This window comes from Streptomyces griseus (assembly GCF_900460065.1).
GTDB lineage: Bacteria > Actinomycetota > Actinomycetes > Streptomycetales > Streptomycetaceae > Streptomyces > Streptomyces griseus.
Genome location: NZ_UAVD01000024.1, coordinates 1 through 25,856, shown reverse-complemented (window position 1 = coordinate 25,856; position 25,856 = coordinate 1). Strand labels below are relative to the sequence as shown.

The following is a 25,856-nucleotide window of genomic DNA, read 5'->3' as shown; positions in this document are numbered from 1 at the left end:
AGGTCCGTCCCCGTCGGCGGGGACGGACCGGGAACGGCGTCAGGACGCGGGGTGCTCGACCTTCGTGTCGGTCTTGCCGTCGACGGCCGCGGCCAGCATCGGGACCAGCCGGTCGACGGTGTACGGGAGGCTGAGGGGGCTCACGAAGGAGATGGCGCTGCCGAAGTGGCTGCTCTCCTTCACCATGACCTCGCGGCCCTCGCCGGCCACGGCGAGCTTGCCGTAGAGCGGGTCGGCGTGGAGCTTCTTCGTGTCCTTCGCCGGGTCGGTGACGATCCAGACGACGGCGTCCGTGTCGAGGAGGTCGGTGCGCTCCTTGCTGATGTTCGCGCCGAACGCGTCGCCGACGACCGTGCTCAGGTCGGTGGGGAGCTGGAAGCCGAGGCCGTTGAGCAGCCGGGAGCGGTTGTCCTGCGGGCCGTAGACGTACATGCCCTGGTACGGGGTGGCCATGACGGCGCTCCTGCCCTGGAACTCGGGGTGCGCGGCGGCGGCGTCGGTGATGTGCTTCTCGGTCTTCGCGACCAGCTCCGCGGCCTCCTCGCTCTTGCCGAGGGCCTTGCCGACCTGCTCGGTCTGGTCCTGCCAGGAGATGGACCAGTCCGGACCGTCCTCGGGCTGGGCGACGACCGGAGCGATCTTGGAGAGGGTGCGGTACTGGTCCTTGGTGAGGCCCGAGTACAGGGCGAGGATCAGGTCGGGGCGCAGGGAGGCGATCTTCTCGACCTGGGGGCCGGTGCCGTCGTCGTGCAGGACGGTGGGCCGCGGCTTGTCGCCGAGGGCCTTCTCCGCCCAGGGGCCGATGGCGCCCTCGAACTCGCCGAGCCACTCGGTCGTGCCGACGGGGACCTTGCCGAGGGCGAGCACGGCGTCCTGGTCGGAGAGGCCGACGGTGACGATGCGCTGCGGCTCGGACTTGAGGGTGGTGTCGCCGTACTTGTGGTCGAGGGTGACCGGGTAGGCGCCCTTCTGCGCGCCCTCGGCGGGCGCGGCGGCGTCGTCGCTCTCGCCGGACCCGCAGGCGGAGGCTCCGAACAGCAGCAGGGCGGACGCGGCCACGGCGGTCAGCCGGGTGCGCTGGAACATGCGGAACATGACGGATTCCTCCGGGAGGGTGGGCGTGCGCCGGGGTGGGACGGAAGTGCCGCGGGGGTGGGACGGAAGTGCCGCGGGGGTCAGGGGTGCGGTGCGGTGCGGCTGCCGGACCAGGCGCGCCACAGGGCGGCGTAGGGGCCGTCCGCGTCGCGCAGTTCTTCGTGGGGGCCGCTCTCGACGACGCGGCCGGCCTCCAGCACGACGACCCGGTCGGCGGCGACGGCCTGGGTGAGGCGGTGGGCGACGATCAGGGCGGTGCGGCCGGCGAGGGCGGCCTCGGCGGAGCGTTCCAGGACCCGGGCGCCGGCGCTGCCGGCCTCGGCGGTCGCCTCGTCGAGGACGGCGAGGGCGGGGTCGGCCAGGACGAGCCGGGCGAGGGCCAGTTGCTGGGCGCGGGCGGGGTCGAGGCGGTGGCCGCCCTCGCCGACGACGGTGTCGAGCCCGTCGGGCAGGGCCTCGGCCCAGTCCAGGGCGTGCACGGTGGACAGGGCCCGGCGCAGGTCCGCTTCGGTGGCGTCGGGGCGGGCCAGCCGGAGGTCCTCGGCGAGCGCGCCGGTGAACACGTGGACCTCCTGGGTGACCAGGACGACCGAGGGGTCCTCGGGGTCCCCCGGTGCGGTGACCGTGCCCGCGGTGGGCTGCTGGACGCCCACGACGATCCGGGCGAGGGTCGACTTCCCGGCCCCGCTGGTCCCGACGAGCGCGACGTGCTCGCCGGGCCGCAGGGTGAGGGAGACCTCGTGCAGCACGGGGCGGCCGGGTCCGTAGGCGTGGCTGACGGCGTCCACGGCCACGGCCGCCCGGGATGCCTCCCGGCGGGGTCCGGTCCTCTGGGGCGGTACGGGGGAGGGCCGCGCTCCCCCGGCCGGCCCGGCCTTCCCCGTGCCGGGCCGGGCGAGGTCGGTCACGCCGACGAGCCGGGCCAGTCCGGCCGCCGCCGACTGGGCGTCGTCGAGCAGCACCAGGGCGGCGTTGACGGGTCCGAAGAGGCTGTGGAAGTACAGGGCGGCGGCCGTCGCGGTGCCGATCGACACCGCGCCGTCGCGGACCAGCCAGAATCCGGCGATCAGCACGGCGGCCAGGCCGATGTACTCGGCGATGTGCAGCCGTCCGTAGAAGCCCAGCACCAGGTGGACGCTGCGCATGGTCAGCTCGACGGCCTTGCGCGAGCGTCCGGCGCCGCGCTCGGTGTGCTGCTCCTCCAGGCGGTGGCCGCGTACGGTCACGGCCCCGCCGATGGTCTCCAGGAGCTGTTGCTGCTGGGCTCCGTTGGCGACCCGCTGGTCGGCGTAGAGGGTGAGCGCCCGGGCCACGTACCAGCGGGCGGTGAGCAGTTGGACGGGGACGGCGAGGAGCGCGGCGAGGAGGAACCGTACGTCCAGGAGGGCCAGTGCGCCGAGGGTGAGGAGGATCGCGAGAACGGAGCGGGCCATCTCGGGCAGCGCGGAGCGGACGGCCTCGGCGACCCGGGCGACGTCGCCGGTGACCCGGGCGGTGAGGTCTCCGGCGCCGGCGCGCTCCAGCCGGTCGGCGGGGAGGTCCAGGGCCCGTTCGACGAACCGCTCGCGCAGCCGGGCCAGCACGGTCTCGCCGAGCCGGGCGATCCGGGTCAGTCCGATCGTCGTGGTGACGCCCTGGACGGCGGCGACCGCGACGAGGAGGACGACCGGGAGGGTCAGGTCCCCGGCGGGGCGGCCGTCGGCGACGATGTCGACGATCCGGCCGAGCAGCGGCTGGACGAGGAGGCCGACGGCGGTGGCCGCGACCAGCACGCCGACGCCGGTCAGGGCGAGGCCCCGGTCGGGGCGGATCAGCGCGCGCAGGGCGGCCCGGGTGCGGGCGGGGGTGGCGATGGGGAGCAGCTCGGCGGCCTCGTCGGCCGGGTGCGAGGGAGTGGTCATGTGAGCACCGCCGTGCGGTAGACGGGATGGTCGCGTACGAGGTCCTCGTGCGGGGCCTCGGCGGTGATCGTGCCGCCGTCGACGAGGACCACGCGGTCGGTCGCGGCGAGCAGGGCGGGGCTGCTGGTGACCAGGACGGTGGTGCGGCCGGTGCGGGCGCGGCGGATGCCCGCGGCGATGCGGGCCTCGGTCGCGGCGTCGACCGCGGTGGTCGGGTCGTGGACGACGAGGACGCTGCGGTCGGCGGCGAGCGCGCGGGCCAGGGCGACGCGCTGGCGCTGGCCGCCGGAGAGGGAGCTGCCGCGCTCGCCGATCCGCCCGCCGGTGCCGCCGGCCAGGGCGGAGGCCACCTCGTCGACGGCGGCGGCGTCCATCGCGGGGCCCGGGTCGGCCCCGGCGGGGGCGGCGGCGGTGACGTTCTCCAGGAGGGTGCCGTCGAAGAGCTGGGCGTCATGCTCGGCGACGAGCAGCGTCGAGCGCAGGGCGGCGGGGGCCAGTTCGGTGAGCGGTACGCCGTCGAGTTCGACGCTGCCCCTCTCCGGGTCGCGGCGGCGGGCCAGGCAGTGCAGGAGGCTCTGGGCGTCGGCCGGGTCGGTGACGACGATGCCGAGGTGCTCGCCGGGGCGGACGGTCAGGTCGAGGCCGTCGAGCCCGGCGTGGCCGAGTCCGTTCAGTCGCAGTTCGCCCGGGGCGGGGGCGGCCGGTTCGGCGGTGCCGCCGGCGGTCTCGCCCGGCGCGGCCAGCACGTCGGCGATCCGGGCGGCGGAGGCCCGGCCCTTGGCCAGCTCCGCGCCGACCCAGGCGAGCATGCCGATCGGGCCGGGGAGGAAGAGGGCGAGGCCGACGGCGGAGACGAGGGCGCCGAGTCCGATGGAGCCGCTGAGGACCAGCCGGCCGCCGACCAGGGCGACGAGCGCGATGAACGAGCCGGTGAGCGTGAGCATCAGCCCGGTCTGGAGGGCGGCGGCGCGGGCGGCGCGCACGTTGGCCTCGCGGGAGGCCTGGCTGGTGGCGCGGTACCGGTCGACGGCGGCGCGCTCGGCCCGCAGGCCCTTGAGCACCCGGACCCCGGCGACCAGGTCGGCCGCCACCCCGGAGGCGTGCGCGGCCTGTTCCTGTTCGGCTTCGCTGCGGTGCTCCAGCGGGCGGGCCAGGAAGTGGCCGAGCGCCATCAGGACGGGTGCGCCGACCAGGACGAGGAGCCCGAGGGGCAGGGAGGCGCGAAGCAGGAGCACCGCGCCCGCGACGACGCCGACCACCGCGGCGATGCCGAGGGTCAGGGCCATGTTGACGGCCCCGACGCGGCGGGCGTCCTCGGTGGCCACGTTCACCAGCGCGCCGGGGGGCCGGCCGGCCTCCGCCCCGCCGTGGGGGGCGAGGACCCGGCGCAGGACGTCGAGGCGCAGCTGGTGGGCGGCCTGTTCGGCGGCGCGTTCGCCGGCGCGGGCGCCGAAGCGGAAGCCGTAGGAGAGCAGGGTGTAGACGACGGCGAGGACCACCAGCCAGATCGCCAGCGCACCGCCGTCGGGGCGGACCACGGCGCGGTCGACGATCAGCCCGATGAGTACGGGGACGAGTGCCTCGCCCGTCTGGTGGCAGGCGCCCAGGAGCGATCCGACGGCGACGTCCCGCCGCTGCCCCGCGACGGCCCGGCGTATGACGCCGCGCCCGGCGGTATCAGCCCCCACTTCATCTGCTCCTCAGCGTGTCACGGGCCGACGTGGCGGCGACTTCCGGCCACCCACGTCCAGCCAAACGAAGGCAAGGCTAACCTGCGCCCGCCGCGACCGGGACCCCCGGCCCCCGCCCGGCGCCGACGCCCCGGCCCCGGGTCGGGGCCGTCTCCCCCACGCGGTGCCCGGCGGAGCCCGCCAAGGGGACGATGGGAAGACGCTTACCGCGCAACCGAGTTGGAAGGTCAGGGGGCTCCATGCCGGCGGAGGGACTCGTCGCCGTGGCGGCGACGGCCGGGTCCGGAGCCGGCGGCCCTCCCCGGAGGGTCAGGTCCGGTCGAGGGGGGCGGCAAAGGGGTCGCCGGGGGAATCCTCGTCGAACGGGGTCGCCTGGTGGAAGTAGAGCCGCCAGCCCCGCGGGGTCAGCCGCCACAGGGAGCTGCGGTGGGAGCGGAGCCCCTTGGACTCGGTGTCGAAGGTGAGGTGCACCAGGTCGGCGCAGAGGTGCTCCCCCCGCATCCGGGAGGCGGTGAGCGGGCCGGGGCGGGGTGCGTCGTCCGCGGTGAGCGAGGCGACGATGGCCTCCCGGGTCCGGAGCCGGCCGCTGGTGCCGATCTCCCGGAACCCGGGGTGCAGCAGCGAGGCGAGGAGCTCGGCGGAAGCCCGTACCACCGGGTCCAGCAGCCGCAGTTCGCCCTCGATGGCGGCGGCCACGGCGGGGGTCGGCTCAGCCACGGGTCAGCTCCACGAGTTTCGCCACGGTGTTCCAGTTGCGGCTGGTGGCGATGAGGCCCTTGACGTGGCGGGGGCGTCCCAGCGCGACCGCCAGCCTGGAGCGGCCGAGCCCGTCGGGGGCGTACAGGTACAGGCAGCGGTCGCCGAGCCGGAACTCCTCCGGCAGGAAGTCACCGGCCTTGAGGTCCGCGAAGCGCTCCGCGTCGACGGGCCGGTCGAAGAAGGTGACGTGGAGCTGCTTGCCCTCCAGTTCGGCCGCGGGGAAGGGGCAGGCGTCGGCTACGGCGGCGAGATAGCCGGCGTCGCGGACGAGGCAGTCCACGGCGAAGCCGAACCGCTCGCGCAGGGCCCGCTCCAGGGCGGCGGCGAGCGCGTCCTCGTCGTCGCTCCCGCTCCGGAAGACGGCGTTGCCGCTCTGGAGATGGGTGGCGATGCCGGTGTGCCCCAGTTCGGTGAGCACGGTGCGCAGTTCGGGCATGGGGACCCGCTTGCTGCCGCTCACGTTGATCCCCCGCAGTAGCGCCGCGTACGTCGTCGTCATGGCCACTCACCCTACGGGCTGCCCGTGACACGGCGCGGCCGCCGCGCCCCGTGGGGGAGAGCGCGGCGGCTGCTGTGCGTGGGGCCGGGCCGCGGCGGGTGGGGCCGCCGCCGCCCGGCGTGTCCGGTCGGAACCGGGGTGTTACTCGACGACCTTGAGGAGCTTGTTGGCCGTGCCCTCGGTGGCGTTGGTGATGGCGTCCGGGGTGGCTCCCTCGGTGAGCGCCGTGGCGACGGCCTCCGGGGTCGCGTCCGGGTTGCCCGCCAGGTAGACGGCGGCGGCACCGACGACGTGCGGGGTGGCCATCGACGTGCCGGAGATGGTGTTGGTGCCGCTGTCGCTGTCGTTCCAGGTGGACGTGATGTCCGAGCCGGGGGCGTAGATGTCCACGACCGGGCCGTAGTTGGAGAAGCTCGACTGCTCGTCGGCCTCGGTGGACGAGGCGACGGTGATCGCCTCGGGGACGCGGGAGGGCGAGCCCTCGCCGGCGTCGCTGGATTCGTTGCCGGCGGCCACGCCGAAGGTGATGCCCGCGGCGATGGCCTTCTGGACGGCCGCGTCGAGCGCCGGGTCGGCGCCGCCGCCGAGGCTCATGTTGGCGACGGACGGGCCGGAGGCGTTCTCGGTGACCCAGTCGATGCCGGCGATGACCTGCTCGGTGGTGCCCGAGCCGTTGTCGTCCAGGACGCGGACGGCCACGATGTTCGCCTTCTTGGCGACGCCGTGCGCGGCCCCGGCTATGGTGCCCGCCACGTGGGTGCCGTGCCCGTTGCCGTCGTCGGCGTCGTCGTCGTTGTCGACGGCGTCGAAGCCGGAGGTGGCGCGGCCCTCGAAGTCCTCGTGGGTGACGCGGACACCGGTGTCGATGACGTACGCAGTGACACCCTCGCCGCCGGCGTCCGGGTAGGTGTAGGCGTTGTCGCCCGCGGTCTCGGTCTGGTCGATCCGGTCCAGGCCCCACGACGGCGGGTTGTCCTGGGTGGCGTCGATGCTGAACTTCTTGTTCTGCACGACCTTGGCGACGGCCGGGTCGGCGGCGAGGCGCTTGGCCTCGGTCTCCGACAGGCCGCTGGCGGAGAAGCCGTTGATGCTGGAGGAGTAGTTGCGCTTGAGCTCGCCGCCGTACTCCTTGGCGAGTTCGGCCTTGTCGGCCTTCTTCTCGTCCAGCATCACGATGTAGCTGCCGGACACCGCGGTGGCGGCGTCGGCGCCGTAGACCGTGCCCATGGGAGCGGGCGCGGCTCCGGCGTACGAGGTGCCGAGAAGGGTGACTCCGGCGGCGGCGGCCACGGCGGTGATCGCGGCGGTCAGCTTGGTGCGACGGGTGCGCTGGTGCTTGGCCATGAAGAGGGGTCTCCTCGTCAAACTCTGTGGGGGGATTGGCCCTCGGCCGGAAGATCTCCGGGGGCTGGCTCGAAACCCTGACCGATTGACGAGCACAGATCAAGGCCTCCCCGAGGGCGTGACTTGCTCAACAAGGTTGCGTAATAAGAAATCGGCCATGGCCGGTCTTCGCCGTCACGGAGCGGCGAGCGACGTCCTCCCCGCCCGGACCGGCCGACCGGAGAACATCTCGCGAGCCCGCGCCGCCTCGCATATCCCCTGTTCAGAGCCGTACGCGCGGCGTCGGACGCCGTCCGGCCGGCCACCGCCGGAGCGCCGACGGGGCCCCCGGGGCGGGAGTCACCGGTCGTGAAGACACGTGAAGGTCCGTGAAGGTGTGGGCGAGGGGGGTGAACACCCGGTCCCCGGTGTGAAATCGCCGGGGCGTGCGTGCAGATGCGCCGACCGGACCCGGCGCGGCGGAGGGTTCACGGAGCCGAAACACGGCCGTCCCGCCCCGGAGAACCGCTGGTCGCGGCAGTCGGGGCGGGACGGAGTGCGTCCGGACAGCGCCGAGGGGGTTCCGCTCAGCGCGACAGTTCGGCCTCGATGAGGTCGGCGGCCCGCCGGGTGCCGCCCTCCCGTGCCATCCGCTCGCTCAGCAGCCCGCACCTGGCCGCCACTTCGGGGTCGTCCACCAGGGCGAGCACGGCCTCGCGCAGGCTCGCGGCGTCGGCCTCCTCCATCGGGAGGTGCCGGGCGACGCCGAGGGACTGGAGCATGTCCGCGTTGCCGAACTGGTCGACGGCCTGGGGGACGGCGACCATCGGGGTGCCGGTGGCGAGCCCCTCCTGGCTGCCGCCCGCACCGGCGTGGGTGATGAAGGCGTCGGCCTGCTTGAGCACGGCCAGCTGCGGCACCCAGGCGCTCACCTCCACGTTGTCCGGCACCTCTCCGAGTTCGGCCGGGTCGACGTGCGCCCCGATCTGGAGCACCACGTGCCAGCCGGGCAGGCCGCCGAAGGCCGCGACGCACTCCCGGTAGAAGGCGGGCTGCTTGGTGAAGGAGGAGCCCAGCGACACCAGGAGCACCTTCTCCGCCCCGGCCGGGCGGGCCCACTCCCCCTGGTCGGAGCGGTCGCCCTGGCAGGCCCCGACGAAGGTGTACATCCCTCGGTTCACCCGGTCCGCGTTCGGCTGGAGCGCCTCGGGGATCAGGACGATGCCGAAGCGCGGACGGGCCACGAAGTCGTCGCTGGAGACATGACCGAGGCCGTTCTCGGCGAGCCAGCCGTCGAAGCGCGCGTAGTACGCCCTGCCGCGCTCGGTCTGCTTCAGCTCGGCGGTCATCGGCTCGCCGACCTCCTGTTCGTACCCCTCCCAGGGGACGAGGTTGGGCCAGAGGGAGACGGCGGGGACGCCCCAGCGGTGGGCGAGCACCCGGGCGGGATAGGAGGTGATGTCGTGCAGGACGAGGTCGGGCTCGTCACCCTCGAAGGCCTCGGCGAGCTGCGGGAGCGCCTGGAGCGCGTCGTCGAGGAAGGGTTCGATGTTGTCGATCAGTTCGGTGCCCCAGGCGTCGGGGTCGTCGTCGGTCGGCAGGGTCGAGGCGTAGATCACCGGCCGGGCGCCGACGGCGGCGGCCTTCTCGGCGAAGGAGGCCGGGATGGCGTAGCTGACGCGGTGTCCACGGTCGACGAGTTCGCGGATGACGTCGAGGCTCGGGTTCACATGTCCGTGGGCGGCGATGGAGAACATGGCGATGTGGGCACGCGGGGATTCCGTCATGCCGCACACCGTAAACGAGACGAGACGTCTCGTGCAACCTCATTTTCCCGGCAGGTCAGCGCTGGTAGCGGGCCAGCACCCGGTTCCCGTCGTCCACCAGCCGCTCGCGCAGCTCGCCGGCGTCGATCGCGCCGCTGTAGAACTCCTGGAGGGCGGGGGTCGCCACCTTGTCCTTCCACTCGGGGTAGCCGCGCACCGACTGGGCGGGCGCCGGGCGCAGCCCTCGCGCCAGCGCGGTGCCGACGGCCCATCCGTGCTCGGCGCCGCTCAGCGACGGGTCGGCCAGCGCCTCCGTACCGGTGGGGAGCATCCAGTCGCCCCGGGCCAGGCGCACCATGTTCGGGGGGCGGAGCAGGAAGTCGATGAACGCGACGGCCTCCTTCTTGTGCGGGCTCTCCTCGGCGACCGACAAGGTCTGCGGGCTCACGCCCTGCACCGCGCCGCCCGCACCCGCGGGCATCGGCAGAACCGTCCAGTCGAATCCCTCCGGGGCCTGCTGGATGATCTGCTGGCGGTAGGAGAAGCCGAGCGGGAGCATGGCGTACTTGCCGCCGAAGAACCCGGGCAGCGCGTCCGACCCGCCCATCCCCAGCGCGCCGCGGGCGGCGCTGCCGTCGGTGTTGACCTGGTCGCGGATGGTGCCGGTCACCACGCCGTCGCCGGGCTCGAAGCGCAGGACCGCCTTGCCGTCGTCGTCGCGGTGGAAAAGCCGCCCGCCGCCGGAGAGGCCCAGGTTGAAGGTGACGGAGACCGGCTCCTTCAGCGGCCAGGCGACGCCGTACCGCCCCTTCCCCGTCAGCTCGTCGGTGACCTTGCGGAACTCCGCCCAGCTCCAGGGGCGTTCCGGTGTCGGAACGCGGGCGCCCGAGGCCTTCAGCAGCTTCGTGTTGGCGATCAGGACGCGGGGCTCCTGGAGGAACGGCACCCCGTGGACACCCTCGCCGAACGTGGTGGTGCGCCAGGACTGTTCGGGGATGTCGGCCTTGAGCCGTTCGGGGAGGAGGGGGCGCAGATCGGCGAGGTAGCCGCCGTAGGCGAAGTCGGCCAGGTCGTCGGAGGCGTCATGGATGACGTCGGGGGCCTCGCCGCCCTCGAAGGAGGTGAGCAGCTGGTCGTGGACGCTGTCCCAGCTGCCCTGGACGTAGTCCACCTGGACGCCGGGGTGGGCCGCGTTCCACTCCTTCACCAACTGCTTGTTGGCGTCGACGGACTCCTTCTGCCAGGCCAGTGACTGGAACCGGATGCGGATCGTGCCGTCCGCGTCCCGCCCGTCGTCGCCCCCGCCCGAGCAGCCGGCGAGCACCAGGGCGAGTGCGGCGACGGCGGCCGCCGTCCGCCGGGCCGCGGCGCGCATCAGTTCTTCACCGCCCCGGCCGTCATCCCGCCGGTGATACGCCGCTGGATGAAGGCGAACAGGACGAGGGAGGGGAGCGTGGCGAGGAAGGCTGCGGCGGCGAGCGGGCCGAGGTCGGCCACGCCCTCGGCGCCGAGGAAGTGGGTGAGGACGACCGGCAAGGTCTGTTTCTCCGGGGTCTTGAGCAGGACGAGCGCGAAGAAGAACTCGTTCCACGCGGTGATGAACGCGAACAGCGCGGTGGCGACGATCCCGGGGGCGAGCAGCGGGGCCACGACCGAGACGAGCGTCCGCACCCGGCCCGCCCCGTCGACGGCGGCGGCCTCCTCCAGCTCGGCCGGCACGGCGGTCACGTATCCGGCGAGCATCCACAGCGCGAAGGGCAGCGACCAGACGACATAGACCATGATCAGCCCCCACAGGGTGTTGATCAGATGCAGGTTCTTGAGGATCAGGAAGAGCGGGATGATCACCAGGACGAACGGGAACGCCTGGCTGACGACCACCCAGCCGGTCGCCGCGGTGGCGAGCCGGCCCCGGTGGCGGGCCATCACATAGGCCATCGGGGTGGCGATCACGACGGCGATCACGGCCGCGCCGACGGCGGCGACGAGGGAGTTGGCCGCGGCCTGGAGCAGCGGCTGCTCGTCGAAGGCCTGACGGAAGTTGTCCAGGGTGGGCTGTTCGGGGATCCAGGTGGGGTGGAGCGAGCCCAGCTCGCGGGCGGGCTTGAAGGCGGTCGAGATCAGCCACACGAACGGGAACGCGAGGAAGACCAGGTAGGCCAGGAGGGCCAGGTACTGACCGATCCGCGCGGGCCTGCCGGTGCGCAGCCCGGTCGCCTCCCGCCCCGCCGGTCCACGCCTCGCGGGCCGGGCCCCCGCCTGCTTCGGCCCCTTCGGTCCGAGCCTCATCGGTCCTCGCCTCCCCTGAGCCGGCCGACGAGGTGGACGGCGAGGAGCACGGAGATCACCGCGACCATCACGGAGCCCATCGCCGCGGCGTACCCGAACTGCCCGTACCGGAACGCCTCCTCGTAGGCGAACAGCATCGGCAGCCGGGTCCGGCCGCCCGGTCCGCCGCTGGTCAGGACGTAGACCAGGGCGAAGGAGTTGAAGTTCCAGATCAGGTTGAGCGCGGAGATCGCGAGCGCGACGGGCTTGATCGCGGGCCAGGTGACCGTACGGAACCGGCGCCAGGCGCCCGCGCCGTCCAGGGCCGCCGCCTCGTGGAGTTCGCGCGGGGTGTTCTGGAGTCCGGCGAGCAGGGCCACGGTGGTCTGGGGCATGCCCGCCCAGATGCCGACGAGGATCACGGCGGGCAGCGCGGTGGCGAGACCGGTCAGCCAGTCCCGCCCGTCACCGAGTCCGAGGTCGCGGACGGTCTCGTTGAGGATGCCGGCGTCCGGGTTGTAGACGAGCCGCCACATGATGCCGACGACGACCTCGGGCATCGCCCAGGGGATGATCGCCAGCGCCCGGGCCAGCCAGCGCATCCGCAGGTTCTGGTTGAGCAGCAGGGCGAGGCCGAGCGCCAGCAGGAACTGCGGGACGGTGACGCCGACGGCCCAGACCAGGCCGATCCGGAACGAGTCCCAGAACAGGGTGTCGTGCAGCAGGTCCTGGAAGTTCAGGGTGCCGATCCACTGGGTGGAGCGGGTACGGCCGGACTGGGCGTCGGTGAAGGCGAGAGCGATGCCGTAGAGGAGCGGTCCGACGCTGAGGACGAGGATCGGGATGAGCGCGGGCAGTACCAGGAACCAGGCGGCCCGGTCCCCGAACGCCTTGCGTTCCGGACGGCCCGACCGCCCCGGACGGCCGGAGCCCCACGCGCGTCCGCCCCGCCCGCCCTGCCCGTCCGGTCCGTCGCGCCCGCTCCGCGGGTCGTCCGGTCCGGGCCGCTTCGTCGCGGTCACCGATGTCACGAAGTAGACCCCTTTGCCCCGTATCTCCCTGATGCACCGGAGACGAATTTCGCCCCGTTCCCGCTGCCCGGGAGGCCTCCGTCATCGTGCTGACGGGTCATCGGTTCGTCAAGGTGGCCTGCGGGGATGCAAAATCGCACCCATGGACGAGATGCGAGCGCGCGAGGTGCTGACGGCCGCCGGCTTTCCCGGCGCGGCGGAGCTGCTCGCGCTGGGCGAGAACGCGGTCTTCGCCACCGGCGACCTGGTGATCAAGGTCGGCCGGGACTCCACCGGCCACCCGGAGCTGCGCGAGCGGGCGGAGCGGGAAGTGGCCCTCGCCGACTGGCTGGCCGCCTCCGGCGTGCCGGTCGTCCGTGCCGCCGAGCGCGGGCCCCGCCTGATCGAGGGCCACCCCGTGACGCTGTGGCACCGGCTTCCCGACCCCGTGCGCCCCGCCGAGCCGCGCGACCTCGCGCCGCTGCTCTCCCTGGTGCACGCGCTGCCCGCGCCCTCCGGTTTCACCCTGCCGCGCCGGGAGCTGCTGGGCGGTGTGGAGCGGTGGCTGACCCTGGCGGGAGACGCGATCGACCCGGCGGACGCCGACTACCTCCGCGAGCGCCGCGACGGTTTCGCGGCCGCGTCCGCCGCACTCGTTCCCCATCTGCCGCCGGGACCGATCCACGGCGACGCGCTCCCGCGCAACGTCCACGTCGGGCCCGCGGGCCCGGTCCTGGTCGACCTGGAGACGTTCTCCGCCGATCTGCGGGAGCACGACCTGGTCGTCCTCGCCCTCTCCCGCGACCGCTACGGCCTGGACCCCGCGGCCTACGACGCCTTCACTTCCGCGTACGGCTGGGACGTCCGGGAGTGGGAGGGGTGCGCCGTGCTGCGCGGCGCCCGGGAGACGGCCAGCTGCGCCTGGGTCTCCCAGCACGCCCCGGCCAACCCCAAGGCGCTCGCGGAGTTCCGCCGCCGGGTGGCCTCACTGCGCGAGGGCGACGCCGAGGTCCGCTGGTACCCCTTCTGAAACGCCCCCCGGGGGCGGCAGCCGGGATCTGATGATCCTTCCGTACTATGCGTCGTGGCCGTCAGGCCGAACAGGTGCGATTGCAACGGGGGTTGCCCATGGGGACCGGAGAAGGCGGCGAGCAGAAGCTCGCGACGTCGGCGAGCGACAAGAAGCGCGCGGCGAAGTACATGAAGGAAAGCATGCTGCCGGACACCCGGTCGGCCGGCGGCATGGCGGCCGGCGGCGGGTCCGTGCGGGTTCCCTTCCTCGCCCCGCCGGCGGCGTCCCCGAGCCCTCTGATCAAGCAGGACACCGGCCTGAAGGGGCTCTCTTCCTGGGCCTCGGACCAGGGCGTCTCCGATGCGCTCGGCGCTTGGCAGGCACAGGTCAATCGGTTGATGGGGCGGTTGCAGCAGGAGCTGAACGGGCTGGAAGGCGCGCAGACCATCTTCCACAACCAGGACCTCGCCACCGGCGCCCAGGTGAACTCCATACGGCCGCCCAGCAGCTTCGACGGAATGTGACGGGCGCCACCATGACACTGACCTACGAGGACGTGGTGACGGCCGATCTTTCCTCCTTCGCGGACGTGGCCGGGGCGTGGAAGAAGATGGGCGAGCGCTTCGGTGAGCTGAAGACCGATTACGCGCAGAACGTCCAGGCCGTGCTGACCAACGGGAACTGGCAGGGCGAGGCCTTCGGCGCCCAGCAGAGCGGCGCCGCGGCCACCGCCTTCGAGTTCGGCGCGGCGAAGGCCGAGGCGTTGGCCGTCGCCCGTCTCCTCACCGACGCGCAGACCGAGCTGACCCGCCTGCAGAAGGCGGTCAAGGAGCTGGTCGCGGACGCCGAGAGGAAGGACTACAAGGTCGACGGCACCGGAAAGGCGACCTACGTCGGGTACGACAAGCTCTCCCCGCAGGAGAAGTACGCCTTCCAGCACGATCCCGACCACACCCGCCTGCTGGCCGACGCCCGGGAGAAGGCGCAGGGCTGGACCGACCAGATCGCCAAAGCGGTCAAGGCCGTCGACGACACCGACCAGAGCGTGAAGCGGGCCCTGTCCCGGGCGACGATCGACGTCTCGACGGACGGCATCGGCATCGGCGGGTTCAACACCAGCGCCGAGGGCGATCTGGCGAAGGCCGGCAAGCCGGACCCCGCGCCGGGCAAGAAGGACGGCTGGGTCGCCGAGGGCGAGTCCGAGGCCTCGGGGCCCGGGGTCGGAACGGACGCCAGCGGTCCGAACATCGGGAAGGGCAAGCTGGCCGAGGCCGAGGCACACGCCGACCTCGGCCGCGCCAAGGGCGAGGGCACGCTCACCAACGGCCCGATGAAGCTGGCCGGGGAGGCGGAGGCCTATGCGGGTGCCAAGGCCTCGGCGGCCGCGGGCGTCACCCAGGAGGGCGCACAGGCCGAGGCCAAGGGCTTCGCGGGTGGCGAGGCCTCGGCGAGCGGCACCGCGGACGTCGGCCCCGTCGGCGTGTACGGCCGGGCCGAGGCCATGGCGGGCGCGGAGGCCGGGGTCAACGCGCAAGCGGGGCTGGACGGCGTGAACCTGAGCGCCGAGGCCTTCGCCGGGGCCAAGGCCGCCGCCGGCGCGGGCGCGGACATCGGCGGACTCGGCGCGGGTGTCACGGTCGAGGGCTGGGCCGGTCCCGGCGCCGAGGCGAGCCTGAACGCCAGCAAGGACGCCAACGGCGTGTGGCACTTCGGCCCGAAGGTGGGCGTTTCCCCCGGTCTCGGCGGCGCCGTGGGCTTCGAGTTCACCGTCGACCCGGGGAAGGTCGTCGATACGGTGGGCGACGCGGCCGGGGCCGTGGGGGATGCGGCGAGCTGGGTAGGAGACGGGATCGGCAGCCTGTTCTGACGTACGCCGGCGGGAACCCGCTGCCGAGAGCACACCGTAACCGTAAGGAGAGACCGGGATGACCACCACCCTGCCCGTACCGATCGCGTTCGAACTGCCGGACGGCTGGCGTGCCGCACCGCCGGACGGGGTGGGTGCGCCGGGCGCGGCGTTCGTCGCCCTGCACCCGCACCCGGACGCGGGCTTCACCGCGAACATCACGGTCGACGGCGCGTTCCGCCCGGACCCGGCGACGCTCCCCGAGATCGCCGACGAGTCGGTGGCGAACCTGCGCGGGTCCGCCGCCTCGGTCGACGTCGCCGAACGCCGCGAGGTCGGTTCCGAGGACGCTCCCGGCCTCACCCAGACCCTGGCGATCTCGGCGATCGCCGGGGGCGTGCCGCGCGATCTCATCCAGTCGCAGGTCTACCTGTCCCTGCTGGACGTCGAGGATCCGAGCAAGCGGGCGGTGATCCGGCTGATCCTGACGGTGACCGCGGCCCAGCACGGCGACGTCGTCGAGGACTTCCGGGACTTCGTGCGCACGGTCCGACCGGACACACCCTAGGCCGCCGGGACGACCGGCCCTTTCTTGCACCGCTGTTCCGACCACTCATAGGTTGACCTCATGGGATTCTTCGACAAGCTGACCGGAACCAAGCACCCCGAGGCCGGGCTGGCGCCCTGTCCGGCGGAGGAGTTGCGGGCGGCTCTGCTCGGTCTCAACCGGCCGGACGTCCCCTACGTGATCAGCGACGGCTCGGCGCAGGGCGCCGATCTGGTGGCCCAGTGGCGGATCGACGAGCCCGCCTGGCAGACCTTCTTCATCGGGTCCCAGCTGACGCACGCCATCCGGATCCGGATGCGGCTGGCCGAGGACGTCCCCGAGGTGCGTGCCGTCGAGGAGAGTTGGGAGGTCACCCGCGTCGGCAATCCGCCGCGGCTCCAGACCTCGGCGGAGTACGGGCGGGGCGGGGGCAGGACCGTCTCGCGCCGCTACACCTTCCAGCGGGGCGAGAGCGGCCGGCTGGAGGCGACCGAATCCTTCAGCTTCGACAGCGCGCAGCTGACGGACCCCTTGCGGGAGACCGCCCTCACGTCGGGCTGGACCTGGCGCGGAGTGGTCTTCGGCAAGCTCTGACCGGCGCCCCGACCCCCGACGCCCTGCGGCGGCCTGCCGGCGGCAGGCCGCCGGCGCGGTGCCACGTATGCTTCCGCCGACCGTCCCGCACCCTGTGAAACGGAGCTTTCCCATGCCCATAACCCGCTCGACCGCAGTGACATGGAGCCTCTCGGCGCTGGCCGCCGGGGCGCTGCTGGCCGGCTGCTCGGCCTCGGTCAACGTGGGGGGTTCCGAGGCGAAGCTGTCCAAGGACAAGCTGTCCGCCACCGTCGCCGAGAAGCTCGCCGAGACGACGGGCCAGCCGGAACCGGACGTCACCTGCCCCGAGGACCTCGCCGGGAAGGTCGGCACCGAGACCCGCTGCACCCTCACGGCGGGCGACGGCAGCACCCTGGGGGTGACGGCCACCGTCACCTCGGTCGACGGCGACAAGATCAACTTCGATATCGAGGCGGACCAGACGGCTTCTCCCGCCCCGAACTGACGCGCAGGGGCCCACGGCCCGCCGGCCGCGGTTCAGCGGCCGCGCGGGATCATCGGCCAGGACGCCTCGACCACGGCCGCCGGGTTCGAGCGGCGCAGATAGGCCTGGAGCGAGGCCGACTGCTCGGCGGCCGCCCGGATCTGAAGGGCGTGCAGTTCCGCGAGCGGCAGGGTGCCGACCGGGCGGTGCCGCTCCCCCATCCGGCGTACCACGCGCACGGCTGCCACCGCGTCGGCGCTCGCCTCGTGGGCTCCGTCGAGCGCGACCCCGTAGTGGTCGCACAGCGCCTGGAGGGCCCGCTTGCCCTTGCGGTACTTGTCGACGTGCTTGTCGATCACCAGCGGGTCGATGACGGGCGAGGGTTCCCCGCCGACCCGCTCGTCGACCGAGGGCAGGCCGTGCCTGCGGCATTCGCGGTCCAGCAGCGAGAGGTCGTAGCGGGCGTTCATCACCACCAGCGGCACGCCCGAGCGCAGCACCTCGGCGACCGCGTGGGCGATCTCCTCGACCGCCACGACGGCCCGCGCCCCGTGCCGGCGGGCGTGGTCGGTGCCGATGCCGTGGATCGCGGAAGCCTGTTCCGGTATCGCCACTCCCGGGTCGAGCAGCCAGGTCCGCTGCTCGGCGACCGTCCCGTCCGCGTCCAGCCGGACCAGTGCGGCGGTGACGATCCGGTCGTTCTCGACGTCGGTCCCCGTCGTCTCCAGGTCGAAGCCGACCAGTGTTCCGCGGTGCCAGCTCATCCCGATACCTCCTTCGTGGTGCTCCCCCGTGGTGCTCCCCCCGAGTGATGACCACCTTCGCACGGGCCACTGACAGAGCCACAGGAGGCCTGCGGCGCACGGCCCGCCGGGGCCGGGGCCCTCAGGAGACCGGCCGGGAGTCCGTCCAGACCGATTCGAACTCCTCCCGGTACGTCTCGAACAGGCCGTGCTCGCTGTCCTGCCCGGGCCGCACCACCGTCCGCCTGCCCCCGCCGCGCAGCACCAGGACGGGCGCCTCCATGCCCCGGGCCCGCCGCAGATAGGGCTGGACGACGCCCACCGCGTCCGGGTCGTCGCCGTCCACCAGGTAGGCGGTGAAGCGCGGGGTCTCGTCGAAGACCTGGATCTCGAACGCGCCCGGGTCGCGGAGCCTGGAGCGCACCCGGCGCATGTGCAGGATGTTCATCTCCACCGAGCGGCTCAGCTCGCCCTTCTTGAGGCCGAGTTCCCGCTCCCTGCGGCGCACCGCGCTGCTGGCCGGGTTGATGAACAGGAGCCGCACCCGGCAGCCGGATTCGGCGAGCCGGACGAGCCGGCGGCCGGAGAAGTTCTGCACGAGGAGGTTGAGCCCTATGCCGATGGCGTCGAGCCGGCGCGCCCCGCCGAAGAGGTCCTCGGCGGGCAGCTGGCGCTGGAGCCGGACCCGGTCGGGATGGACGGAGACCACGTCCGCGTACCGGTCGCCGACCAGTTCCTCGACCGCGTCCACCGGCAGCCGGTCCGCGGAGGGCACCCCCGCCCCGCTGCCGAGGATGTCCAGGAGCCGGGCGGAGGCGCGCTCCGCCTGGGCCAGGACCGCCTCGTTCAGGGCGCGGTTGCGGGAGACGACGTTGCGCGCGACCTCCAGCTCGTCGAGGGCCAGCTCGACCTCGCGCCGGTCGTCGAAGTACGGCTCGAAACAGGGCCAGTGCTGGACCATCAGCTCACGCAGCTGCGGCAGCGTCAGGAAGCTGAGGACGTTGTCGTCGGCCGGGTCCAGCAGATAGCCCTTGCGGCGCGAGACCTCGCGTACGGCGACGGCGCGCTGCACCCACTCCTGCCCGGCCGGTCCGGCCGCGGCCACCACCCATTCCTCGCCGTGCACCGGCTCGTAGATCGGCCGGAGCACGGCGGCGACGACGGCCCGCAGTCGTTGTTCGACCAGATTCAGCCAGATATAGGCGCGTCCGGCCCGCTGGGCCCGGGTGCGCACCTCGTTCCAGGCCTCCGAGCCCCAGTCCAGCTCGGCGCCGATCTCCATGGGCTGCGCGAGGGACACCGCCCCGGGCGGGGCATCGGTCGATTCCCCCTCGTGACCTGCGTCACCTGGGGGCAGCTCGAACCCTCCCGAGCTCACCCGCGTACCGCCTTCCACTCCCCCACCCAACGATCAAGGAAGGGTACTCCGGGACCGCGATCCGACGCAGCCCGATGCGCAGGCGACTTTCTCAACTCCCCTGCGCGTAAGGCTTGTTCCTTGCGGCGAGATCGGGTGGAGTGAGCGGATTCATAGTGATTAGGGCCCCTGTACCGGGGCGGGAACCGGACGCCCGCCGGGTGACGCGGTCCGGAAGCACTTCCGGGGCGGCACGGGAGTGTCCGAAGTTGACCGGTGCGAGCCCGGCTCCGGCGACGGGACCCGGCCGCACCGGGCGACGTCCTAGGTGAGCACCGTGTTTTCGGGGAGTATGCGGAAGGTATCGGGCCGAGGAAAGCCACCGCACCGGGGAAGAGTCTTCATCATGCAGGTCTGGCCGGGACACGCTTACCCCCTCGGCGCCACGTACGACGGCGCCGGCACCAACTTCGCGGTCTTCTCGGAGGCCGCCCACCGGATCGAGCTGTGCCTGTTGCACGACGACGGTTCGGAGACGGCGGTGGAGCTCCGCGAGACCGACGCCTTCGTGCGTCACGCCTATCTGCCCGGGGTGATGCCGGGTCAGCGGTACGGCTTCCGGGTGCACGGCCCCTACGAGCCCCAGCGCGGGCAGCGGTGCAACTCCGCGAAGCTGCTGCTGGACCCGTACGCCCGTGCGGTCGCCGGGAGGATCGAGTGGGGCGAGGAGGTGTACGGCTATCCCTTCGGCAGGCCGGACGCCCGCAACGACCTCGACTCGGCCCCGCACACCATGAGCTCGGTGGTGGTCAACCCGTACTTCGACTGGGGCGACGACCGTCGCCCCCGGACGGACTACCACCGGACCGTCATCTACGAGGCCCATGTGAAGGGCCTGACGATGCTGCACCCGGGGCTCCCGCCCGAGCTGCGCGGCACCTACGCGGGCCTCGCCCACCCGGAGGTGATCGCCCACCTGACCGAGCTGGGCGTCACCGCGATCGAGCTGATGCCCGTTCACCAGTTCGTGCAGGACCACCGGCTCTCGGACATGGGGCTCGCCAACTACTGGGGCTACAACACCATCGGCTTCTTCGCCCCGCACAACACCTACGCCTCCTGGGGCGACCGCGGCGAACAGGTGCTGGAGTTCAAACAGGCGGTGAAGGCCCTGCACCAGGCGGGCATCGAGGTCATCCTCGACGTGGTCTACAACCACACGGCCGAGGGCAACCACCTCGGCCCGACCCTCTCCTTCCGCGGCCTCGACAACGCCTCGTACTACCGGCTCACCGACGACCAGCGGTACTACATGGACACCACGGGCACCGGGAACTCCCTGCTCATGCGGTCCCCGCACGTCCTCCAGATGATCATGGACTCGCTGCGGTACTGGGTGACCGAGATGCATGTGGACGGCTTCCGCTTCGACCTCGCGGCCACGCTCGCCCGCCAGTTCCACGAGGTGGACCGGCTCTCCTCGTTCTTCGACCTGGTGCAGCAGGACCCGGTGGTCAGCCAGGTCAAGCTGATCGCCGAGCCGTGGGACGTCGGCGAGGGCGGCTACCAGGTGGGCAACTTCCCGCCGCTGTGGACCGAGTGGAACGGCAAGTACCGCGACACGGTCCGCGACCTGTGGCGGGGCGAGCCGCGCACCCTGGCGGAGTTCGCGGGACGGCTCACCGGCTCCTCCGACCTCTACCAGGACGACGGCCGCCGGCCGCTCGCCTCGATCAACTTCGCCACCTGCCACGACGGCTTCACCCTGCACGACCTCGTCTCGTACAACGACAAGCGCAACGACGCCAACGGGGAGGACAACCGGGACGGCGAGAGCCACAACCGGTCCTGGAACTGCGGCGCGGAGGGTGAGACCGAGGACCCGGAGGTCCTGGAGCTGCGGGCCCGCCAGATGCGGAACTTCATCGCCACGCTGATGCTCTCGCAGGGCGTGCCGATGCTGAGCCACGGCGACGAGTTCGCCCGTACGCAGAGGGGCAACAACAACGCCTACTGCCAGGACAACGAACTGGCCTGGGTGCACTGGCCCGATCCGGACGAGAAGGCCGACGCCCCCGCCTCGACCCTGCTGGAGTTCACCCGGGCCATGGTGTGGCTGCGCCGCGACCACCCCGTCTTCCGACGCCGCCGCTTCTTCCACGGGCGACCGGTGGAGGGCACCCACGACGAGCTCTCCGACATCGCCTGGTTCACCCCGGAGGGCGAGGAGATGACGCAGCAGGACTGGCAGGCGGCCCACGCCAAGGCGATGACCGTGTTCCTGAACGGGCACGCGATCTCGGAGCCGGGGCCGCGCGGCGAGCGGATCTTCGACGACTCCTTCCTGCTGATGTTCAACGCGAGCGCCGAGACGCTGGAGTTCGCCGTCCCCGTCGGCCACGGGGAGCAGTGGCAGGTCGTCGTCGACACCGCGCGGCCGGACGGGGTGGAGCCGGGGGCGGGGCCGAAGGTCGCCGAGGGCGAACGGGTCACCCTGATCGGGCGCAGCCTGACCGTTCTGAAGCGGTCCGCCTGAGGCCCGGTGGGCCGGGAGCGGGGGTGAGTCTTCGGTCCGGGGTGACACGGATCGCCCCGGGCGGGGTACGTAGGAGTCCATGACGCCCACCGCCACGTACCGGCTTCAGCTCCAGCCCGACTTCCCGTTCTCCGCCGCCGAGAAGGCCGTGCCGTACCTCGCCGCGCTCGGCGTCTCGCACCTGCACCTCTCGCCGGTCCTGGAGGCGGTCCCCGGCTCCCCGCACGGCTACGACGTGGTCGACCACAGCCGGGTCCGGGCGGAGCTGGGCGGCGAGGAGGGGCTGCGCTCGCTCGCCTCGGCCGCCCGGGAGCACGGGCTCGGCCTGGTCCTGGACATCGTGCCCAACCACATGGCGGCCGTGCCCCGGCACAACCGGCGGCTGTGGGACGTCCTGCGCGACGGCCCTGACTCCCCGTCCGCGCGCTGGTTCGACATCGACTGGGCGGCGGGCGGGGGCCGGGTGCTGCTGCCGGTGCTCGGCGGGCCGCTCGGCGGGGAACTGGAGCACCTCTTCGTGGAGGGCGAGGTGCTGCGCTACCACGACCTGGAGTTCCCGCTCCGGCCCGGGACGGCGGGCCTTCCGCTGCCGGAGCTGCTGGACGCCCAGCACTACCGGCTCGGCTGGTGGCGCCTGGCCCGCACCGAGCTGAACTACCGGCGGTTCTTCACCGTCTCGGAGCTGATCGGGGTCCGTGTCGAACACCCGGAGGTGTTCGACGCCACGCACGCCAAGGTCCTCGAACTGCTCCGCGACGGGGTGCTGGAGGGGCTGCGCGTGGACCACCCCGACGGCCTCGCCGCGCCCGCCGCCTACCTGGAGCGGCTGAGCGGGGCCACCGGCGGCGCCTGGACGGTGGTGGAGAAGATCCTCACCGGCGACGAGCGGCTCCCGGCGGACTGGGCGGTCGCGGGCACCACCGGATACGACGCGCTCCACCGGATCGACGGGCTGTTCACCGACCCGTCCGGCGCGGCGGAGCTGCTCGGCCGCTACCGGGAGTTCGCGACCCCGCCCGGCGACCGGGGCGGCGACTGGAGCGCGACGGTGCGCCGGGCCGCGTACCGGGTGGCGACGCATGAGCTGGCCGCCGAGACCGCCTGGCTGACCCGGCTGGCGGCCCGGATCTGCGACCGGGACCCCGCGCTGCGCGACCACGCCCCGTGGGCGCTGCGGACGGCGGTCCGGGAACTGCTGGTCCGGATCCCGGTCTACCGCCCGTACGCCACCGCGGGCGAGCCGCCGACCCGGATCGCCGAGGAGACGCTGACCGAGGAGGCGGTACGGGACGCCAAGGCGGTGTTCTCCGTCCCGGAGGAGGCGGCGGCCGTGGACGTCGTACGGGATCTGGCGCTCGGGCGGCTCGGCGGCGGGGAGGAACAGGCCGCTTTCTGCGCCCGGTTCGCGCAGACCGCGTCCGCGCTGCACGCCAAGTCGGTGGAGGACACGGCGTTCTACCGGCACGTCCCGCTGATCTCGGCCACCGAGGTGGGCGGTGACCCGGGGCGGCCCGCCGTGTCACCGGAGGAGTTCCACGCCTTCGCGGCGCGGATCGCGCGTGACTGGCCCGCCACCGGAACGGTCCTGACCACGCACGACACCAAGCGCAGCGCGGACGTACGGGCCCGGATCGCGGTGCTGTCCCAGTGCCCGGAGCGGTGGTCGGCGTTGGTGGCGGAGCTGACGGCGACGGCCGAAGTGGCGGCCCCCGATCCGCAACTGGCCTGGTCCGCCTGGCAGTCGGCGTACGGCTGCGCGGAGCTGCCCGCCGATGAGCTGTCCGAGCGGCTGGAGCCGGCGCTGCTGAAGGCGGTGCGGGAGGCGGGCCTGTTCACCAGTTGGACGGAGCCGGACCCGGCGTACGAGCGGGCCGTGGCGGATTTCGTCGCCGCAGGCCCGGGCAGCGGGACGGGCGCGGCCCGGGCGTCGGTCGCCGCGTTCGCCGACGCGCTCGCCCCGCACGTGCGGACCCAGGTGCTGGGGGCCGCGCTGGTGCACCTGACCATGCCGGGGGTGCCGGATCTCTACCAGGGCACGGAGAACGAGTACCTGGCGCTGGTCGACCCGGACAATCGGCGGCCGTTCCGGCGGCCGGAGTCCGGAGGGGAGAAGCAGGCGCTGACGGAGGCCGCGCTGCGGCTGCGACGGGAACGGCCGGAGGTGTTCGGCGCGTCGGGGTCGTACGCGCCGCTGACGGCCCGGGGCGAGGCCGCCCCGCATCTGTTGTCCTTCTGCCGGTCGGACGAGGTGGTCACGGCGGTGACCCGGCTGTCGCTGCGGCTGGCCGAGGCCGGGGGCTGGCGTGACACGGTCCTGGAGCTGCCGGGCTCGGGCCCCTGGACGGATCTGCTGTCGGACTCGCCGGGCCGGGAGTTCACGGGCGGCGCGGTGGGGGCGGCCGAGCTGTTCGCCGAGCGGCCGGTGGCTCTGCTGCGGCGGGTGCGGGGCTGAGGGGCGGGCCCGTGGCGGTCAGGACGGGCGTACGAGGAGGGTGCGCGGGCCGCGGGTGAGCAGGCCGCCCGCCGCCGGGCGGAAGCCGTCGGCCCAGCGGATGCCGGGCATCGCCGCCAACAGGGCGCGCAGGCCGTGTTCGGCCTCCAGGCCGCCGAGGAGCGCCGCGGGACAGCCGGCCGGGCCGATGAGCAGCGGGTCGGCGTCGGAGCGCAGCGGGTCGAAGCGGTCGGGCGCGCCGAACCGGGCCGGGTCGCGGCCCGCCGCGCCGATGAGGCAGGCGACGGGCGCGTCGGCGGGGAGCGTGCCGCCGCTGACGGCCACCTCGGTCCGGGTGCGGCGCAGCACGATCTGGACGGGCGGGTCGCGGCGCAGCGTCTCGGCCCAGGCCCGTCCGAGCAGGGTGGCGGCCCCGTCGCCGGCCGTCGCGGCGGCCAGCAGGTCGGGGTCGTCGAGCATGTTGGCGAGGAACGAGGCGAGGGCGTGCTCGCGGAGCGCGGTGGGTCCGGCGCAGTCGTCGGGTACGGCGCCCGCCCGCCGGCCCGGGGCGCCGCCCCGGGGCAGGGTGCTCAGGCCGCGCCCGGCGGCCACGGCTGCGGCGCCGGCGGGCAGCCAGCGGCAGAAGTCGGCGACCAGGTCCGCCCGGTCGCGCCGGGCGATCCGGCGGGCCAGGACGTACGCGGTCCGCTCGACCGCGGGTTCGGCGGTGCGGTACGGCACGGCCGGCGGGACGCAGACCAGGCTGCCCCGGCAGAGCCCGAGCGGGACGGGCGCCCGGCCGCGCGGCGCCCCGTCGTGCGGGTAGCCGGTGAACCGGGGGTCCGTGAGGGCCAGGGCCACGTCCGTGTACCGGCTCAGCAGCCAGGCGCCGAGGCCCGGGTCGTAGCCGAGGGGGTAGTGGGTGCGCAGCAGGCGGTAGAGACGCAGCCGGTACGGGTCCGTCGTGGCCCCCGGGGCCAGCAGGCCCGGCTGTCCGCCCGCGAGCCGGTGCCGACGGCGGGCGGCGGGCAGGGCGTCGGGGCGGTCGGCCGGCATCCGGTGCCCCCTGGAGTCGGTGCGCCGGCTGTCGGCGCGCACCTTCTCAGCGGACCACCGCCGGGGGCGTACCGCAGTCGGCGTACGTCCGTTCGGGTGAGCGCGCGGTGGGGCGGAGAGGGCGGAGCCCGGCGGGCAGGGAAGGGGGCGGTTCCGTGAAGGCCGCGGCGGCCCTCCGCGTCCGACGCTCCCGGAGGCGGTCGCCGTGGCGTTCCCGACGCCGGCCGGGCACGGGCCGCACCGGCGGGCACCGACCGGCCGGGGGTTCAGGCGGGCGGGTGGCCGGGGCGGTGCGGGGGCAGCTCGGGCGGCTGGGGCCCGGGCTGCCGGGGCACGGGCGGGGGCAGCTCGGGCGGGTGCGCGGCCGGCCGGGGCGCGGCCGGCGGCGGCTCGGGCGGGCGGGCCGGTGCGGTGAGGCGGAAGCTCATCCGGCCGAAGCTCACCTGGTCCCCGTCCCGCACCGGGATCGAGCCGACGAGCCGCTGGCCGTTGACGCAGGTTCCGTTGGTGGAGCCGAGGTCGCGCAGCACCCAACGGCCGTTGCGCGCGGAGAGTTCGGCGTGCAGCCGGGAAACGGTCTCGTGGTTGAGGCGCAGTCCGTTGGCCGGATCGCGGCCGATGAGCAGCGGGTGCGGTCCGGGGGCGGGGAGCAGCAGCTTGGGGAGCCGCTCGGTCTGCCAGGCGCGGCGCAGCCGCCCGGGGAAGGCGGATATCCCGCCCACCGCGCGGACGAGTCCCTGGGACCAGCCTCCGGCGACCTCCAAGTCGGAGGTGAGGGCCGCCAGTTCCTCCGGGCGCCGGGCCACGAGGGCCAGTTCCATGCGGCGCATGAACGTGTCGTGCGACAGCTTGCCCTGTGCCGCACCGTCTCTGAGCACGCCGAGGACACGGTCGCGCTGGGCGTCCGACAGCCGCGCGGGACTCGTGTGGAACTCGAAGGAGGACGTCACGTTGACGATTGTCGCGGCGAGGGGCCC

20 protein-coding genes and 2 pseudogenes are annotated in these 25,856 nt (G+C 73.6%); 8 read left to right on the top strand and 14 right to left on the bottom strand.

Translation table 11 applies throughout. The features are described 5' to 3' along the window. Positions 1 to 39 precede the first annotated feature (39 nt). The 10 genes and pseudogenes from DTB53_RS10585 to DTB53_RS10540 all read right to left on the bottom strand — a co-directional run bounded on the left by DTB53_RS10585 (position 40) and on the right by DTB53_RS10540 (position 12,333). Entirely contained in the window at positions 40 to 1,095 is a 1,056-nt protein-coding gene (locus DTB53_RS10585) for an iron-siderophore ABC transporter substrate-binding protein (RefSeq protein ID WP_012378505.1), read from the bottom strand. A gap of 80 nt (positions 1,096 to 1,175) precedes the next feature. Beyond that, on the bottom strand, positions 1,176 to 2,996 hold the full coding sequence (locus DTB53_RS10580; RefSeq protein WP_012378506.1) for an ABC transporter ATP-binding protein: 1,821 nt from the start codon (positions 2,994 to 2,996) through the stop codon (positions 1,176 to 1,178). After that, entirely contained in the window at positions 2,993 to 4,684 is a 1,692-nt protein-coding gene (locus DTB53_RS10575; protein ID WP_003965450.1) for an ABC transporter ATP-binding protein, read from the bottom strand. Before DTB53_RS10575 ends, DTB53_RS10580 begins: the two co-directional genes overlap by 4 nt. A gap of 312 nt (positions 4,685 to 4,996) precedes the next feature. Next, positions 4,997 to 5,404, bottom strand: a complete 408-nt coding sequence (locus DTB53_RS10570) for a nuclear transport factor 2 family protein (protein ID WP_042495809.1) — start codon at positions 5,402 to 5,404, stop codon at positions 4,997 to 4,999. Further along, positions 5,397 to 5,945 carry a DUF1697 domain-containing protein gene (locus DTB53_RS10565; protein WP_003965452.1) on the bottom strand — a complete coding sequence of 183 codons (549 nt, stop codon included), beginning with the start codon at positions 5,943 to 5,945 and terminating at the stop codon, positions 5,397 to 5,399. Before DTB53_RS10565 ends, DTB53_RS10570 begins: the two co-directional genes overlap by 8 nt. A gap of 141 nt (positions 5,946 to 6,086) precedes the next feature. Next, complete coding sequence (locus tag DTB53_RS10560) at positions 6,087 to 7,289, bottom strand: S8 family peptidase (protein WP_003965453.1); 1,203 nt, start codon at positions 7,287 to 7,289, stop codon at positions 6,087 to 6,089. A 566-nt stretch (positions 7,290 to 7,855) separates the two neighbouring features. Then, a pseudogene (gene mgt, locus DTB53_RS10555) lies at positions 7,856 to 9,098 on the bottom strand (macrolide-inactivating glycosyltransferase). A 12-nt stretch (positions 9,099 to 9,110) separates the two neighbouring features. Beyond that, on the bottom strand, positions 9,111 to 10,409 hold the full coding sequence (locus tag DTB53_RS10550) for an ABC transporter substrate-binding protein (protein ID WP_012378509.1): 1,299 nt from the start codon (positions 10,407 to 10,409) through the stop codon (positions 9,111 to 9,113). Then, positions 10,409 to 11,323: a carbohydrate ABC transporter permease gene (locus tag DTB53_RS10545; RefSeq protein WP_012378510.1), complete on the bottom strand. Its 915-nt coding sequence runs from the start codon at positions 11,321 to 11,323 to the stop codon at positions 10,409 to 10,411. Before DTB53_RS10545 ends, DTB53_RS10550 begins: the two co-directional genes overlap by 1 nt. Next, a complete protein-coding gene (locus DTB53_RS10540) occupies positions 11,320 to 12,333 on the bottom strand; it encodes a carbohydrate ABC transporter permease (RefSeq protein WP_012378511.1) in 1,014 nt (337 codons plus the stop codon). The genes DTB53_RS10545 and DTB53_RS10540 overlap by 4 nt, the downstream gene beginning before the upstream one ends. A gap of 142 nt (positions 12,334 to 12,475) precedes the next feature. On the opposite strand from DTB53_RS10540, the gene DTB53_RS10535 reads away from it, so the two are divergent. The 6 genes from DTB53_RS10535 to DTB53_RS10510 all read left to right on the top strand — a co-directional run bounded on the left by DTB53_RS10535 (position 12,476) and on the right by DTB53_RS10510 (position 16,777). Next, a complete protein-coding gene (locus tag DTB53_RS10535; protein WP_012378512.1) occupies positions 12,476 to 13,342 on the top strand; it encodes a phosphotransferase enzyme family protein in 867 nt (288 codons plus the stop codon). Between the two features lie 98 nt (positions 13,343 to 13,440). Further along, positions 13,441 to 13,848, top strand: a complete 408-nt coding sequence (locus DTB53_RS10530; protein WP_106431681.1) for a hypothetical protein — start codon at positions 13,441 to 13,443, stop codon at positions 13,846 to 13,848. 11 nt (positions 13,849 to 13,859) lie between these two features. After that, complete coding sequence (locus tag DTB53_RS10525) at positions 13,860 to 15,191, top strand: hypothetical protein (protein ID WP_012378514.1); 1,332 nt, start codon at positions 13,860 to 13,862, stop codon at positions 15,189 to 15,191. Between the two features lie 58 nt (positions 15,192 to 15,249). Beyond that, on the top strand, positions 15,250 to 15,738 hold the full coding sequence (locus DTB53_RS10520; RefSeq protein WP_012378515.1) for a hypothetical protein: 489 nt from the start codon (positions 15,250 to 15,252) through the stop codon (positions 15,736 to 15,738). 60 nt (positions 15,739 to 15,798) lie between these two features. Further along, positions 15,799 to 16,311, top strand: coding sequence for a hypothetical protein (locus tag DTB53_RS10515; RefSeq protein WP_012378516.1), 513 nt, complete (start codon positions 15,799 to 15,801; stop codon positions 16,309 to 16,311). A gap of 112 nt (positions 16,312 to 16,423) precedes the next feature. Beyond that, complete coding sequence (locus DTB53_RS10510) at positions 16,424 to 16,777, top strand: DUF4333 domain-containing protein (RefSeq protein ID WP_003965463.1); 354 nt, start codon at positions 16,424 to 16,426, stop codon at positions 16,775 to 16,777. 32 nt (positions 16,778 to 16,809) lie between these two features. On the opposite strand, the gene DTB53_RS10505 is transcribed toward DTB53_RS10510, so the two are convergent. Both DTB53_RS10505 and DTB53_RS10500 read right to left on the bottom strand, forming a co-directional pair. Next, positions 16,810 to 17,520: a 3'-5' exonuclease gene (locus tag DTB53_RS10505; RefSeq protein WP_003965464.1), complete on the bottom strand. Its 711-nt coding sequence runs from the start codon at positions 17,518 to 17,520 to the stop codon at positions 16,810 to 16,812. A 121-nt stretch (positions 17,521 to 17,641) separates the two neighbouring features. Beyond that, positions 17,642 to 18,877, bottom strand: coding sequence for a DUF5919 domain-containing protein (locus DTB53_RS10500; RefSeq protein WP_042495814.1), 1,236 nt, complete (start codon positions 18,875 to 18,877; stop codon positions 17,642 to 17,644). A 385-nt stretch (positions 18,878 to 19,262) separates the two neighbouring features. Between DTB53_RS10500 and glgX the strand changes: the two genes are divergently transcribed. Together glgX and treY are read left to right on the top strand one after the other, a co-directional pair. Then, positions 19,263 to 21,392, top strand: coding sequence for a glycogen debranching protein GlgX (gene glgX / locus DTB53_RS10495; protein WP_012378519.1), 2,130 nt, complete (start codon positions 19,263 to 19,265; stop codon positions 21,390 to 21,392). 79 nt (positions 21,393 to 21,471) lie between these two features. Beyond that, entirely contained in the window at positions 21,472 to 23,844 is a 2,373-nt protein-coding gene (treY, locus tag DTB53_RS10490; RefSeq protein ID WP_012378520.1) for a malto-oligosyltrehalose synthase, read from the top strand. 18 nt (positions 23,845 to 23,862) lie between these two features. On the opposite strand, the gene DTB53_RS10485 is transcribed toward treY, so the two are convergent. Together DTB53_RS10485 and DTB53_RS10480 are read right to left on the bottom strand one after the other, a co-directional pair. Then, positions 23,863 to 24,879, bottom strand: a complete 1,017-nt coding sequence (locus DTB53_RS10485) for a cytochrome P450 (protein ID WP_003965468.1) — start codon at positions 24,877 to 24,879, stop codon at positions 23,863 to 23,865. 392 nt (positions 24,880 to 25,271) lie between these two features. Further along, positions 25,272 to 25,829 (bottom strand): annotated as a pseudogene (locus tag DTB53_RS10480) (DUF1707 and FHA domain-containing protein); the annotation flags it as partial. Positions 25,830 to 25,856: the final 27 nt, after the last annotated feature.

Excerpts from the sequence above, each read along its gene's own strand:
- DTB53_RS10510 (WP_003965463.1), top strand. The coding sequence starts at position 16,424 with ATGCCCATAACCCGCTCGACCGCAGTGACATGGAGCCTCTCGGCGCTG.
- DTB53_RS10545 (WP_012378510.1), bottom strand. The coding sequence starts at position 11,323 with ATGAGGCTCGGACCGAAGGGGCCGAAGCAGGCGGGGGCCCGGCCCGCG.
- DTB53_RS10560 (WP_003965453.1), bottom strand. The coding sequence starts at position 7,289 with ATGGCCAAGCACCAGCGCACCCGTCGCACCAAGCTGACCGCCGCGATC.
- DTB53_RS10530 (WP_106431681.1), top strand. The coding sequence starts at position 13,441 with ATGGGGACCGGAGAAGGCGGCGAGCAGAAGCTCGCGACGTCGGCGAGC.
- glgX (WP_012378519.1), top strand. The coding sequence starts at position 19,263 with ATGCAGGTCTGGCCGGGACACGCTTACCCCCTCGGCGCCACGTACGAC.
- DTB53_RS10515 (WP_012378516.1), top strand. The coding sequence starts at position 15,799 with ATGGGATTCTTCGACAAGCTGACCGGAACCAAGCACCCCGAGGCCGGG.
- DTB53_RS10525 (WP_012378514.1), top strand. The coding sequence starts at position 13,860 with ATGACACTGACCTACGAGGACGTGGTGACGGCCGATCTTTCCTCCTTC.
- treY (WP_012378520.1), top strand. The coding sequence starts at position 21,472 with ATGACGCCCACCGCCACGTACCGGCTTCAGCTCCAGCCCGACTTCCCG.
- DTB53_RS10550 (WP_012378509.1), bottom strand. The coding sequence starts at position 10,409 with ATGCGCGCCGCGGCCCGGCGGACGGCGGCCGCCGTCGCCGCACTCGCC.
- DTB53_RS10580 (WP_012378506.1), bottom strand. The coding sequence starts at position 2,996 with ATGACCACTCCCTCGCACCCGGCCGACGAGGCCGCCGAGCTGCTCCCC.
- DTB53_RS10565 (WP_003965452.1), bottom strand. The coding sequence starts at position 5,945 with ATGACGACGACGTACGCGGCGCTACTGCGGGGGATCAACGTGAGCGGC.
- DTB53_RS10520 (WP_012378515.1), top strand. The coding sequence starts at position 15,250 with ATGACCACCACCCTGCCCGTACCGATCGCGTTCGAACTGCCGGACGGC.
- DTB53_RS10585 (WP_012378505.1), bottom strand. The coding sequence starts at position 1,095 with ATGTTCCGCATGTTCCAGCGCACCCGGCTGACCGCCGTGGCCGCGTCC.
- DTB53_RS10505 (WP_003965464.1), bottom strand. The coding sequence starts at position 17,520 with ATGAGCTGGCACCGCGGAACACTGGTCGGCTTCGACCTGGAGACGACG.
- DTB53_RS10535 (WP_012378512.1), top strand. The coding sequence starts at position 12,476 with ATGGACGAGATGCGAGCGCGCGAGGTGCTGACGGCCGCCGGCTTTCCC.
- DTB53_RS10485 (WP_003965468.1), bottom strand. The coding sequence starts at position 24,879 with ATGCCGGCCGACCGCCCCGACGCCCTGCCCGCCGCCCGCCGTCGGCAC.